The sequence below is a fragment of the candidate division KSB1 bacterium genome, assembly GCA_022562085.1.
In the GTDB taxonomy this organism is placed as follows: Bacteria; Zhuqueibacterota; Zhuqueibacteria; order Oceanimicrobiales; family Oceanimicrobiaceae; genus Oceanimicrobium.
On the sequence record JADFPY010000077.1, the window covers coordinates 1 to 14,891 of the forward strand.

Annotated in this window: 11 protein-coding genes; all 11 read right to left on the bottom strand. The window is 42.8% G+C overall.

What is annotated here, in order from left to right:
- The coding region (locus IH879_08930; GenBank protein MCH7675063.1) for an SDR family oxidoreductase at positions 1-907 on the bottom strand (907 nt) is incomplete at its 3' end.
- On the bottom strand, positions 904-1,932 hold the full coding sequence (locus IH879_08935) for an FAD:protein FMN transferase (GenBank protein ID MCH7675064.1): 1,029 nt from the start codon (positions 1,930-1,932) through the stop codon (positions 904-906). The genes IH879_08935 and IH879_08930, both read right to left, overlap by 4 nt.
- Positions 1,933-2,913, bottom strand: a complete 981-nt coding sequence (locus IH879_08940; GenBank protein ID MCH7675065.1) for a polyprenyl synthetase family protein — start codon at positions 2,911-2,913, stop codon at positions 1,933-1,935.
- A 250-nt stretch (positions 2,914-3,163) separates the two neighbouring features.
- Entirely contained in the window at positions 3,164-4,663 is a 1,500-nt protein-coding gene (locus IH879_08945; GenBank protein ID MCH7675066.1) for a response regulator, read from the bottom strand.
- A 281-nt stretch (positions 4,664-4,944) separates the two neighbouring features.
- Positions 4,945-5,664: a HAMP domain-containing histidine kinase gene (locus IH879_08950; protein MCH7675067.1), complete on the bottom strand. Its 720-nt coding sequence runs from the start codon at positions 5,662-5,664 to the stop codon at positions 4,945-4,947.
- A gap of 319 nt (positions 5,665-5,983) precedes the next feature.
- Complete coding sequence (locus tag IH879_08955; GenBank protein MCH7675068.1) at positions 5,984-7,012, bottom strand: hypothetical protein; 1,029 nt, start codon at positions 7,010-7,012, stop codon at positions 5,984-5,986.
- A gap of 7 nt (positions 7,013-7,019) precedes the next feature.
- The gene (locus tag IH879_08960) at positions 7,020-7,991 is read right to left on the bottom strand and encodes a bifunctional oligoribonuclease/PAP phosphatase NrnA (protein MCH7675069.1); all 972 of its coding nucleotides are present in this window, start codon (positions 7,989-7,991) and stop codon (positions 7,020-7,022) included.
- An 81-nt stretch (positions 7,992-8,072) separates the two neighbouring features.
- Positions 8,073-10,271: a hypothetical protein gene (locus IH879_08965; protein MCH7675070.1), complete on the bottom strand. Its 2,199-nt coding sequence runs from the start codon at positions 10,269-10,271 to the stop codon at positions 8,073-8,075.
- Between the two features lie 18 nt (positions 10,272-10,289).
- Positions 10,290-12,203, bottom strand: a complete 1,914-nt coding sequence (locus tag IH879_08970; protein MCH7675071.1) for a hypothetical protein — start codon at positions 12,201-12,203, stop codon at positions 10,290-10,292.
- A 70-nt stretch (positions 12,204-12,273) separates the two neighbouring features.
- Entirely contained in the window at positions 12,274-13,659 is a 1,386-nt protein-coding gene (locus IH879_08975; protein ID MCH7675072.1) for a phosphomannomutase/phosphoglucomutase, read from the bottom strand.
- Positions 13,660-13,995: 336 nt separating this feature from the next.
- The coding region (gene prmC, locus IH879_08980; protein ID MCH7675073.1) for a peptide chain release factor N(5)-glutamine methyltransferase at positions 13,996-14,891 on the bottom strand (896 nt) is incomplete at its 5' end.

Genomic DNA, 14,891 nt, shown 5'->3' on the forward strand with positions numbered 1-14,891 from the left:
CGATGGTTCTGCTCAATCCCTCATCGAGGGAAACTTGTGGCTCCCATCCCAAAATGGTTTTGGCTTTCTCAATATCGGGCTGGCGAACTTTGGGATCATCAATCGGTAACGGATTAAAAATAATCTCGCTTTTGCTGCCGGTGATTTCAATGATCGTTTCTGCCAATTCCTTGATTGTCATCTCATTCGGGCTGCCGATATTGACCGGTTCATGCTGATTGGAAAATAAAAGCCGACAGATTCCCTCAATCAAATCATCCACGTAGCAAAAACTTCGGGTTTGTGAGCCGTCCCCGAAAATCGTGATCGGTTGATTCATCAAGGCCTGTGGAACGAAGGCTGGGATGGCGCGTCCGTCTTTCGGCCGCATTCTGGGACCGTAAGTATTAAAGATTCTTACTATTTTCGTGTCCAGTCCGTGGAACCGGTGGTATGCCATTGTAATTGCTTCTGCGTACCTTTTTGCTTCATCATAAACGCCGCGGGGACCTACCGGGTTTACATGACCCCAGTAATCTTCTTTTTGCGGGTGAACTTGCGGGTCGCCATAAACTTCAGAAGTGGAGGCAAGCAGGAATCTGGCTTTCTTTTCCCGCGCCAACCCGAGCGCTTTATGCGTTCCCAATGCCCCTACTTTTAATGTTGGAATCGGAAGTTCTAAATAATCTTTGGGACTGGCCGGTGAAGCGAAATGAATCACATAGTCAATGGGCCCGGCACAATAAATATATTCTGTGACGTTGTGCTTGATAAATTTGAAATTTTCTCCTTGAAGGTGCTCGATATTTGCAACGGTGCCGGTTAACAAATTGTCCATGGCAATGACTTCATGCCCTTTATTGAGCAGGTACTCGCAAATGTGTGAACCTAAAAACCCGGCTCCACCTGTGACTAACGTTCTTTTCATAAATTCCCTTTTTGATTAAATATTTCAAGATCTCTTGCAATTCCTTTCGACACTTTCCAGTCGAGAATTAGGTCCGAATCAATTTCTTTCTGATATACGATCAAACCTTCCGTTTCAGGCAATTTTTCAATGAAATCCAATCCCTTTTCCGGACCGAGAACAAAAACGGCTGTGGCATAAGCATCGGCCAAGACTGTGGTTTCTGAAAAAATCGTAACGCTGACAACTGGGGAGGCCGGATAACCGGTCTTCGGATTTACAATGTGATGAAACCGTTTCCCGCTTACTTCAAAGAAACGCTCGTAATCTCCAGAGGATGCCACGGCGCCTTCATCCATTTTTATTTTGGCAAAAAATCCAGCAACTTTTCTCGGGTGACGAACCCAAATAGTCCGCTGTCCTCTCGTTAATTCTCCGGCAATGGCGCGAAGATCTCCGCCCGCTTCGACCATAAAATTTTTATAGTCATACTTTTCTAAAACTTCAACCGCTTTATCAACCGCGTAGCCTTTTGCAATCGCCCCTAAATCCATCCCCATATTTACTTCAGGTAAAAAAACATTGTTGTCGTTAATTACAATTCTTCTGAAATCAACCAACCCGCGTTTTTCTAACACCTCATCTTGCGTCGGTACCCGGGGATTAGAAGATTTGAAATTCCACAAACGCAGCAACGGTAAAACTGTCACGTCAAATGCGCCATCGGAATTTTCGCCCACTTCCTGCGCTTGTTTTATGATCTCCAAAACATCCTTATGAACTGAAATCCCTCTATGACCGGCATTTAAATTTAGCTGTCCGACCTCGCTGGAATCGTTAAACGAAGTCGCCAGGTCTTCAATTTTCTGCATTGTCTCAAAAGCCTGCTCAACATGCTGCTGCCAATTCTCGGGTTCCTGTTTTGCATAAATTATTATGGACACCAAAGTGTCCATAATAATACGCTTCTTCTCAAATAATTGAATATCATTCCCGCTACACTCGAAAAAGAAAATTAGAAAAATAACAAAAAAAAGTCTGAGCAATCAACTCTCCCGAGTCGTAACAAATTCTACTAATTCAGTCAAAGATCTCTTGTAGGGCGTATCCGGATAGCGTTCCAAATTTTTGATTGCTTTTTCGCTGTATTGATTCGCCATTTTTGTAGCATATTCAACGCCGCCATGTTCTTTAACAAAAGCAATAATTTCATTCAGGTCATGTTTATCAGGGTTGTTTTTTATCTTCCGAATCACACGTCGAGACACCGATTTCTTTGCCTGTTTCAAGGCATAAATCAGCGGCAAGGTAACCTTACTTTCGCGAATGTCATGACCGAAAGGTTTGCCGGTTTTTTTTTCTTTACCCAGAATATCGAGCAGATCATCTTTGATTTGAAAAGCAATGCCAATATTCTCCCCAAATTCTTTCATCGCAGAGAGGTCTTCTTCGTTTTCAGTTGAAGACACCGCCCCCAACTGACAAGCCGCGGCTAGAAGTGAGGCTGTTTTATCGCCAATAAGTTTGAAATAAACCTCTTCTTCCATACGATAATCCTTACTTCTCTCCAGGCCCAGCAATTCTCCTTCAGCCATTCGCTCTGCGGTTTCGGAGTAAATTTCATATGCCCGCATGCTTTTTAAACTCAGCATGGCAAGAAGAGATTTCGATAAGAGGAGATCTCCCATCAAAATTGAAACTTTATTTTTCCAAATGGAATTAACAGCGGGCAATCCACGGCGTCGAGGCGAGCTATCCACAACATCGTCGTGCATCAAAGTTGCGGTGTGCAAAAGTTCCATAATGGCGGCAGCCTTTAATTTGCGGCTGTCTAATGCCACACCGTTGTGCATCTTACTCGTCAGGATAACGAAGATGGGCCTCAGCCGTTTGCCTTTTTGACGAACAATATATTTGACCACTTTATCGATCAAAAAAACATTCGAGCTCAGAAGTTTTTTAAACTCAACTTCGTAGTCTGACAACTCTTTTTTTATCGGTTCGCAAATTTCTTTTAAAGTTAGCATCCGTCTCAGGCCCTAAAAAATCAGACGGAATGTAAGCATTAAAAGCCTCTTTGTCAATAAAAACTAAGAGCTGTGGGAGGATCGAATTGTGCCGATAACCTTTAACAGTTTAAGAGGATTTAGAAACTCTTTAATACTCTCGTCTTTGCGAGGAACTTTTCGCCGAAGCATTCCCAAGACGATCGAATCAGAAGATTGCTTCGCTGAGAAAGGTTCAGCAAAAATTGTAGAATTTTGTTCAAGCCATGAACTATGCTACTGCAACTGACTCACTTTCTTCAGATGCAGGTAGTGAGATCGTAAAGGTCGTGCCCTCATCCAATTTACTATCAACACGGATTTTCCCGCCTTCTCTTTCGATAATCATGTGTGAGACATACAACCCTAATCCAGTGCCGACGCCAACTTCTTTTGTGGTAAAAAAGGGGGAGAACAAATGGGGTAAATTTTCCTCAGGTATGCCGATTCCAGTATCAGAAATTTTAATGTCAACTGAGTCTGCAGGATTTTTGTTGACAGAGATCGCGAGCTGCCCGCCATTTGGCATCGCTTGAATTGCGTTAAGAATGACATTTAGCAACACTTGCTTGAGTGAGTCCATGTTGAAATAAGCAACTGTGTTTGGTTTGCCCTCGAAAATATACTCGATATTCTTGACGACAAACTCTTTTTCAATAAGCGACAAGGTATCTGAAACAAGTTTTTCCAAATCAATCGATTCATGTTCATATTCGGAGTGCCTTGAGTATTCCAGCAGACTGTTAATTATCTTAGACGCACGTTTAACATTTTTGCTGATAATCTCTAACTTTGCCGCGATGTCGTTACTTTTTTCGGGTAAAAATTCATCGATATAGTAGCGGGCGGTTTCAATGATGTTTAGCGGATTCCGCAATTCGTGAGCGATGCCGGAGGCAAGAAGACCAATCGTTGCCAACTTTTCAGATTGAATTAAAGACTTTTCGAGTCCCTTTTTCTCAGTAATATTTTTCGAGTAGACGGCAATGGATTCCAACTCACCGTTGACATTAAAAATGGGATAACTTCGAATGTCATAAACATCCACACCATTCGTTTTTTCAACAGAATGCGGATGCAATGTCTCAAGGGTTGATTTTACCGGACAGTCAACGCAGGACTTGCAATTGAAGTAAACTTCGTAACATTTTTTTCCGATGAGATTTTCCGGCTGACTGTTGCAAAGTTCCGCAAATTTCTTATTGGCGAGGACAATCTCATAATCCTTGTTTACCTCGTAGATAATATCTTCGATGCCATCGAACATGGTTTGCAGTCGCTTTTTACTGACCAGCACTTTTTCAAAGAGCTCCCGGTTTTTTTCCTTTGACTCTCTAAGCTTACTATCTGTCTGATTTTTTTCAAGCGCTCTTTGAACAGCTTTGGGAAGAAGTGTCAAATAACCGGAATCCTTAACAAGGTAATCGTACGCACCATCTTTTAAAGCCTCAACAGCATTCCTTTCACTGTCATTTGTTGACAGCACAATGACCGGTGTGTCAATTCCCGTCTGCTTTATTTTGCTTAGAACTTCTGTGCCATTATATTCAAGCAGACAGTAATCGAGAATAATGGTTATGTAGTGGTTTTGGGCAAGTTCTTTCAGGCAGGCATCTCCGGAACAAGCAATCTCAACTTCAAAATAAGAATTGAAATTTTGCAAACGGTTCTTAATTAAACTCGCTTGATCCGGGTCGTCTTCAACAAGAAGTATTTTTAAAGGACCTTCCATGGTTCTTTTTACTCCAATGAAAAAACAGTGAGAATTTGATTAGGGCAATTACTTTTGCATTTCTTGCAAGAAAATGGCTAAATACTGCGAAGCGAATGATAATACCCGTCATTAAGTCATTAGGTCATTTGCCGTCGGCGTCATTTTAGACAGAAGAAAAAAATCACCTCTGTCAATGACAACGAAGCGTAAATGACTGCTGATAAGCACCAAGGTTTGGACCTTGACAAAGCAGGTCATTTAAACATTTGCGGCTTCGCCACGCTATGAATTTGAAGGAATTACTTTGGTAGCGTAAAATAAAATATCGCGCCTTTGTATTTTTTCGAATTCACCCAAATTTCGCCGCCATGACTTTCGACGACTTGCTTAACGATGGATAAACCTAATCCTGTTCCGGTAACATTTCTTTTGTTTCGTAATCTGTTAAAAAGACCAAAGACTTTGTTTCGGTCCGCTGCTTTAAAACCGACGCCGTTATCCCACACAAAGAACTTGTGAAAGATTTCCTTATCAGAATAGCCAATTTCAATTTCACCGCCGCGTTTCTCGTGTGAGTACTTGATAGCGTTTCCGATTAGATTGGAAAACACCAAAACCATAGCACTCGCGTCGCAGTACAATTCAGGCAGGTGCGGTTGCACACGCATTTCTATTTTCTTATGATGCAACTCGATAACATGTGAATCCAATGCTTTGTCGATAATTTCCTGCGTGGGGACTCGCTCAAACCGATTTTCATCGATTGAGATCTTAGCCAATTTGGTGATATCGGTGAGCAGGCTGTCGACGCGATTCAGGTTTGTAAAAATACGATTCAGATAAGTTCGAGCTTCATCGGGCAGGCAATCGTTGTATTTTTCGGACAAAAGCGAAGCGAAACCCTGAATGGAAACAAAAGGCGTGCGCAGCTCATGAGCAATGGTGTGCAGATATTGATTCAGCCGATCATCCTGATGATGAATCTCATGGGGTACAAGGTTTACAACTGACTCGTTCATAATAAACTGACAAAAATATTCATAAAATCAATATAAAACTAATTCATCAGAGGCTGAATTCCAAATGAAAAAACTGATATTACTGATTTTTAATATTAGATAAGGGTTTCCATTTGGAATTCTACCAGTCCTGTGCCAAGAGATAAATTCCAGAAGAGTGAGAATAGATTTCAAATGTGCGAAGAATCAACCGGTACGTGGAAAGTCCTTGAGATTCTTCGTGGTCACTGCTTCACAGAAAATGCCTGGCCAACAGGAAAGAGCGTTTTGTGAGAGTGGATCGGGGGGTGCTGAAAGTTGATGATTGAAAGCTTTGTGCTTAATTCAAATATTTTAAAAACGCCCAGGAGACTGTTTTGAAGCCACTTTTTATCCTTTTATCCAGAGGCGAATCGGAATTTAATTTACCGGTGCCAATTTCTAAATTACTGCCCGGGACGGTTTCCAGGTATTTCGTCAAATCATGAGAGGGTTCGCGGCTGTACTCAAGAGTAATAACTTTATCGCTGCCCAAGACATCTTTTGCAGCATTGCTCAAATGAAGAGAAAGCGACTCATCGAAAGTAACCACTGAACGTTTTGTCATCTGAATTTCAAACTCGACACCGTAAGCCCCGGTCAATCCTTGAACCGACTCTTTAATCAAAGATGGAATTTTTTGAGCGACCGCTTCATCCGAAGTCGCAAAATTCCCTTTGATTTCGACAGAGTTGGGAGCAAACCCATTCGGACCTGAACTATGAATGGAACAAATCGTGATTTTTGCAGGCTTTAACGGATCCGTTTTTCTGCTTGTCAATTGACTCAAAGCCGTGATAACATTTGTTGTCACTGGAACGACATTGGGAGAATTATTTTTACTTAAGACGGTCAGCTTAAAATCCTCAACCGTGGAGAAAACAGAACCGAGTTTGACACCGACGGTTCCTGAGGGTATGTTGGAGTTGGTTCTCAAATTCCAAAGACCAAAGATGTTTGTGAGTCCATTTTCCTGAATCAATTTCTGAGAAAAATTAGAACCTGTTTTTTCACTGTGGAAAATGACGCAAAATTGACCCGACACTTGCTCTTTAATCGGATTCAAAAAGCAAATTATCCCTAAACCTATTGCGGCCTGAACTGGATCATGAATCGCAACCCGCAAAGCAATATCCCGCGAGGCCGAATTCTGCTCAAGCAGTTCAGCCACGACCCCTGCATCATCGACGAGTTTGGGTTCAAGCCCAAATGAATTTATTGTTTCGGAAACAGAATTAACCGTTGGATGCTCGACTTCACACTTTTTACTAATCTCAATTAATTGAGAATTAAACTCTTCCGCTAATTTATTGAATTGTTCCAGAGTCATTTTCGCGTCACTTAAAAAGATACGATATTTCTTCCACAATCCTCTCGACATACTGATTCAATTCACCCTCAAGCAGGACGCCGGCCGCGTATTGATGCCCGCCGCCGCCGTATTGCTGGGCAATTCCGTTAATCACGTAATTCCCTTTAGACCGAAGGCTCAATTTAACCTGGCCCTTTTCCCTTTCGATAAACATGGCCGTTACTTCAACGCCGTCGATTCTTCTGGGGTAATCTGCAAATCCTTCCGTATCATAAGTTTGTGCGCCAATGCTATCAATCAAATCTTTGGTGACTGTCATCACAGCAATCCGGCCGCCGTGTTCAAGTCTTAAAGTCCGCAACGCATGCGCGAACAATTTTACCTTATTTATGGACTCGCATTCTCTGACTTTTTCGTAAATTTTGTCTGGACGGGCGCCATTCTTAACCAGGTCAGCAACAATCGAAAACGCCTTCGCACTCGAGTTTGAAAACTGGAACCAGCCGGTATCTGTTAAAATACTGGTATACAACGCCTCAGCGATTTGTTTTGTAATTTTTGTATCACAGAACCGAAGGAAATCATAAACCAGTTCCCCAGTTGAACAGGCCATTGTATCTATTAAGTTTATGTCGGCAAATTTAAAATTCGTCGGATGATGATCAATACAAATCTGTGTTATTTTCGAGTCTCTTATATCCTTGCCAACCTGCTTCAAACGGTCCCAATCGCTGATATCTAAAATAAAAATACAGTCGGCGGTCAGCAGGGTTTCACGGTCGCTCTCGCTCTCGTAAACTTTAATGTTATTATCGGGATCCAGGAACTTGTAATTATCGGGCACCTGGCTACTGTTGAAAATAAAAACATCTTTACCCATATCAGTTAAAAAAGCCGCTAATGCGGCTTCCGATCCCAATCCATCTCCATCCGGGTTGACATGAGTTGTCAATACAAAATGCTGCCCCCGTTCAATGCAGTCCCTTACCTTTTCCAAAGATGTCCTATCAACCATGCGGCACTTTAAACCTTTCTAAGTAATGGGATAGCTCCCCTTACCTCCATTAGTTTTTTAATATTATAGCTTAAAATTAGTTTTGCCAAATCCAATGTTATCGAGAGAATCTTTGGCCTTAATCACAATTGTGTTGGTTCCTTTAAGGAGCGATGAAATTTTTATTTCGAACTGTTCTCTTTTTGAATCACAAATGCCGTCAACCGGATAAACCAAATTCCAGTCGTCTGCGTTCAAACCGTATTCAACAGACAAAACATTCATCTGATTATCAAAAACAGAGAAAGACAGAATCGTATTCTTGCCCTGTGATCGAACTTTAATCTCAGAAACTTCCGGGCCTTTGTTGTCAACGATAAACGGCTGGCTTATCTTTTGAGATGACAGGGTCATCGCCGGAGGATTCGAAAGATCGTCTTTCGCCACCAACTTTATGAAATAGCGGCCGTCCGGAAAAAGTTCGCTATCCCAGGAATAGACGTGTTCTTTAAGATTCTCGGCCAATGTTCGCCACTTGTTTTCATTCTCGCCTTTATAAAAAAGACCAAATGACAAATGATCCCGGTTTTGATCTTGTGTTCGCCAACTGACAGACCGAAATCCTTTTTTGTAAGTTTTACGCCCGAGGGACTGACTTTGAAAACCATTCCGCCCTGAATTGTTCTTGCCCAAATGTGAATCATCGGAATTCTTATTGACGGATTCCGGATAATAATCGCCCGGAGGGTGCAAAGTGATTTCTTCAATTCGTGGAGCGACATTTTTTTGAAGATATGAAAATGAAACTTGTTTTAGCACGGAAGAATTTTTGCCGTCTTTTGTCGAAAACTTTGCTTTGAGCTGAATAAAGCGCGCACTCGGACTGGTAATCGCTTCTCCCGTCGAAGTAAAATAACTGCCGGACCAGGGGCTCCAGGTTTTATCCGGTTCTTCCGTGTTGCCGGAACGGGTGTAAAAAACCAGGCCGGAATTGGAATTCATCTCCGCTTCCCAACTGATTGCCCCCCATTGAGAGGTAACTTTTGCGTCGACAATATTCGACAAATAGTGCCCATCCGCACCGAATTTTGAATTCAGAGTGTAAACCCTTCCGCTATTGGAAGTCCCGAGATAAATTGTCCCTTGAGAATTCTTTCCAAGCACGGTAATTTGCAAATCCTCGAGCTGGTTTAAGAGTGTGTGCTCACCCGATTGGGACAATGAATAGAGTCTGCCTTTATCACCTGTGCCCACCAAAATATTACCGGATGCATTCAAAGCCATGGCGTAAACCCGATCTCTTGGCGTTGACCAAAATGTTCGCACCATGCCGTCTTTATCGATACGGTAAACTGTGCTGCCACGCGAACTTCCCCGCCTTCTGCTGCCAGTCGAAATATTTTGAACAAGCAGGTCGAGACCCTCGTCTTCATCATCGTCGAACTTACTATCCTCCTGGCCTCCGGAAGTAGAAGTTGCTTTGACAGCAGGAGTTGGGGTTTTAAGCGAGGCGTCTCCGGAGACGGCAACATAAATATCTCCTGAACGATCTTGCAGCAAATCAGTCACTTCGATAAGGGGAGAATCGTAAAGCACAAATGGTTTGCCGTCAGGAGATATGCGTATCACCATGCCTTTATCTGACGTTCCGGCCAGAATGTTGCCACCTCGATCCAAAATCATCTTTCGGATGTGAGCATCTTCGCTTTCAAAAAAGACAGAGTGGCCGCCTTTTGGATCGACTTTATAGATTAAACCCTTTTCGCCGGTTGCCACAAACAGGTTGTTTCTCTTGTCAACGACCATCGACCAAATGTAAATATCTTCGGGATCAAAAAACAGAACATCCTCCGCTTTGGGGGTGCTTCCAAATGGAATTTTGTATACTTTCCCACGGGGTGAGGTCGCCACGAAGAGGTTGTTTTGGCTATCCGTTGCTAAAGCGAAAATCTCGAGCTCATCGGCTTCAAAAATTTCGGCTGCCTTATTCTTTGAATTAATTTTGAAAACCTTACCGCCATTGCCGCCGGCAACATAAATATTCCCGCGCTGATCCGCCGCCATGGCCCAGATAAAAGGCAAATCTGTTTTGAACCTTTCATTGATTTGCGGGGCTAATTTGATCTCACCGTAACTGTTAATTGAAACCCCTTTGGGCTCTCCTTTTTCAAAATCTTTTTGAGTATGGTAGGTAATGATTGTTGGTGTTGAAGCAGCCAACAATGAAACCAAGGTTAACAGAATGAATTTCGCAAACAACGAGGACCTTTGTATTTTTTTCATAATCCCTTACTTTTATTTTTACCTGAGTTCGACATTAATTTGAACGGTTTTACCGCCTGAAACGGAATAATCGACTTCTAAGCTGGTTTCAAAAAGAACGCGGTTTCTTAAGTTAGAAAGATTTCCAGATGATTTCTGAGCATTCATCACGGAAAGAATTGAAGGCGGCAGGGCAGGCAGTTCTTCCCCGGCGACCAGGACTCCTTTGTCTCGCAAACGAATCTGAAAAAACAGATAATTATTTTTACGTCTTTCTTTCAGCAGCTTCGTAAGTTGTTGAAAGCTTTTGGGTCTAAACTTCTGCGGAGACGTTCTGGCCTCCTGTCGGGTGAGGGTGCCGCCGCTTCCCGCATAAATCGAGATTCGCCTTTCACGAATTCCTTCCGGAATTTTGAGCACATGGTCTATTTTGTGTTCTTCACCCTGGTATTCTCTGAAGTAAACAGACAGCTTAATTTCATCACCCGGTTTAACCACCGTTCTGTCGACTTCGATCTTTTCAACGATGGCAAGATTCTTTTTGTGCAGGGCAGTAAAATTCAACTCAACCGACTCGATTTCCGGAGCCTCAAAATTGTTGGACAGAAGCGCGCCAATGGTTGCTGAAATTTCCCCGGTCGCTTCGATGGCGTCCGTGATGAAAGTTGAAGGTGTGCCGCCGGCATAATAATTTTGCAGCGGAATAGGCTCATGACCGTTTAAATTAATTTTACCGTCCAGTTTTAGAGTTTGGTTTCCTTGCGACAAGCGCACCGACTCCAAAGCATTCGTCAAAACAATGGTGAAAATGAACGGGGTCAAAGAATATAACCTGCGATCCTCTGCAATGCGAAAATTAAACTCCTTGTCATCTTGAAACTTAGAGCGGAAACGCAGCCGAATGGGAATCATTTTAGCTGACTCACCGGTAACGCCCATGACACCGGTTGTGCGATCCTGGTGAATCGTCCCGGTGATTTCAGTAAGCGCCGACATTTTCGTAGAAAACATCAGACTCGAGAGAGTTGTCAGAATTTTTGCTTTGCCCATCGGCAGTTCAAGCGCTCCGCTGTTCAAAAACGGATGTCCCATTCCCAGGACTTTATTGCCATCTGTATAAGTTACGGTGCCCGTTGCTTGCAGTCCCATATCGCCATCGACGATAACTATAGAATAGGCAGAGCCTGGTTCCAAAGGTCCTAAATCAACTTCCTCGTTTTTGAACGTCCCGCCGCCGTTTAGAACCTGCACACCCATTCCGTCAAAAACGGTTGAACAAAGTTCTAAAACCGAATTCTCGAATCCCGAAAAAATAAGAGGTGTGTCTAAAGGATTAATTCTGGCCAAACTTGTTTTCGAGTTGGCTCTTTTAAATTCGGGTGGAAGAATATTTTCCAGGGAGAAATCCTGTGCACCGACCGCCATGGCGAGATAAGACTCATTAAACCCACGAATAGCGGCCAATTCCGCAGGACGTACTTTTTCCCGGGCAAAAATTTCAAACATTTGCTCGATGGGCGTGACTCCGGCGATGGGCTCTTTCATAAAAATGCCCATGCTGTAGGACAACGCCCCGATGAGCTTGCCCTCAATGTACATCGGACTGCCGCTCATGCCCGCCACAACACCGGTGTACTCGACTTTTTCACCGATTAGTCTGGTCAAAATCAAATCACGCTTCGCCTTGAAGTTGGGAATAATTTCGAGGACTTCGAATTCAAATTCTTCGATTTCAGTCCCGGCGAAAACCGTTTTGCCTATCCCGCGCATGCCCGGTTTGATTTGATTTAAAGGCATGATTTCTTCGCCGGCAAAACCGAGGTTTGCGAGTAAAACCAAAATGGAAAGTAGAATCAATCTTCTTAGAATCATGATAAAAAGTGTTTTTAAAAAGAAGTCAGCCAGAACAAGCAGCCTAAGATGAAAAACCTGAATGCCCGCCTGCGCGGGCATGACATATTAGATTTCTTTGCCAGAATTGGCTATCCATAATTATTCAAGTTGATCCAATAAAACAAAAGATTTAAGCAATTGCAAAATCTTCATCCGAAAACTTAACCGAGGGATATTCCTGCAATTTCGCCTTGAAGATTTCAATGATTTCCTGCAGACCGTCTTTGGTTTTTGCCTCAAATCGCAGGACCAAAACCGGCTGTGTGTTAGACGCACGAACCAGCCCCCAGCCGTCTCCAAACAGCACCCGGGCGCCGTCGATATCAATGGTGTCGTAATTTTTCTTGAAGTAGTTCGCAATATCCGCCACAACGTTAAATTTGTCTTCATCGGTCGCATCAATTCGAATTTCGGGAGTCGATTCAAAATGAGGAATTTCGTCGACAATTGCTGAAAGCTTTTGGTCGGTGTTTGACAGAATTTGCAGAAGCCGGCCTGAGACATAAATCGCGTCGTCGAAGCCAAAATAATCATCCGCATAAAAAATGTGCCCGGACATCTCACCTGCTAACGGTGAGCCGATTTCTTTCATTTTTGCTTTTAAAAGAGAATGCCCGGTTTTCCACATTAAAGGTTTGCCGCCGTATTTTTGAATTTCTTCAGGAAGGGCTTGTGAGCACTTTACATCAAAAACAATCTCGGACCCTGGATGCCGGTCAAGGACCTCGCGGCTTAAAATCGCCAGCAGCTTATCCGCAAAAATCATCCGGCCTTTTTCATCGATAACCCCGACGCGATCGCTGTCGCCGTCGTAACCGATCCCCAGGTCTGCCCCGGTTTCGAGAACTTTTTTCTGCAAATCAACTACGTATTTTAGGACAGTCGGATCGGGCAAATGGTTGGGAAAGCGGCCATCCGGCTCACAGTAAATGCATTCGACCTCACAGCCCATGTCTTCCCAGAGTTTAGGCGCCACAAGACCACCGGTGCCATTGCCTGCATCGATGACTATCTTGAGTTTCTTATTAAATTTGAGCTTGGATTTTAAGGTCGTTACGTAATCATCCATGACGTTTTTTTCGACGACCTCTCCGGCACCTGTGGCAAAATCGCCGGTTTCGATAATTTTGCGAATTTCCTGAATCTGCTCACCGTAAACCGGCACCACGCCTTTCTTGGAAATTTTTAAACCGTTGTAATCAATCGGGTTGTGGCTGCCGGTAATCATGACGCCGCCATCGGCGTTTAAATGAAGAATGCCAAAATATTGAATAGGAGTAAGGGTCACGCCAACATCGATGACTTTGAGTCCGGTTGATAGCAATCCTTTTGTCAGCGCATCCCGAAGGCGCGGCGAAGAAAGCCGGACATCCCGGCCAATAACCAAAGTCTTTGAACCTTGCCGGCCCAAAAATGTGCCGATTCCTTTACCCAGCAAAACGACATTTTCATCAACCAGATCTTCATCTGCGATTCCACGGATGTCATACTCACGAAAAATGGTTGATTTGAGCATTAAGTCCTCCAAGTACTTAAAAATTATTCATAGCAATGACCAGTTAAAAGACTTTTATAAGCACCGTAGAATTCGAATACGTTTTGACAAAAATTATCCCACCGAAAATCACTGAATCTCACCGAAATTTAAAATTCAATGTTAATAAGATTATTCAAATAAAGTAATAAAAAAGACACCATCGATTTCTAAAAAATGAATCTTAAAAATCTGTATAAAATCAAAATCCCTTTCAAGGGTTTTTTCGGTGACGCTCGGTTCGATTCGGTGGAAAATTATTTTCTGCCAAATAAGATATTGAAAATGACTAACTCAAATAGTCATTCCTACTATTCATTAACGTTCACAAAATAAGATTCGATCTATTTCGTTGAGATCTTGAAAAGTATTTACATTATGAAAGCAGGTTTTTAAGAAAATGTCTTTTACTTCCTTCATTTGACCCAAGCCAAGCTCAAGCATTAAAAATCCGGATGCTTTAATCAGCTCGGATGAAAGCTCGGCAATTTTGCGATAAAAGCTTAAGCCATCCTGGTTGTCGCTGAGGGCAACGGCAGGCTCATAATTTTTGATTTCTTCAGGCAAGTCTTCAAAGTCTGCAGGAGAAACGTAAGGTGGATTCGAAACCAGCACGTCAAATTTTTCAGGAAAGTATTTTACAATTTTTGATGAAGTAAAATCTAGATTGACGAATTGAACCCGGTCAGCAACGCCATTTAACCGGGCATTTTTTTCAGCAACTTCCAGAGCGGGCCTTGATATATCTAAAGAAGTTATTTGGGCATTTCCCAAATATTTCGCCAAACTTACTGAAATACACCCCGAGCCGGTTCCAAATTCCAGAATCTCAATCCGGTCTTTTGAGGCGAATTTCTCGTTGCACATTTGAATGGTTTTTTCCACCAGAATTTCCGTCTCCGGACGCGGAATTAATACGTTCTCATCTACAACAAACGGTAATGACATGAACTCAGCTTCGCCAAGAATGTATTGCAAGGGTTCCCGGGCAACTCTCCTTTTTAAGCAGCGCTTGAACGCAGACATTTCGGCTGGAGTCAAAGAACAATCCTGGTTCAAGTAAAGATCAACACGATTCATATCCAAAGTGTGCCGCAATAACTGCTCGGCATTCAACCTCGCGTTTTCAATTCCTTTTTCGGACAAGAATTTCGAGCTGTCGTTTAAAAGGTCAACGATATTTTTTGTATTTGAAGATAGAATCATCGAAACTA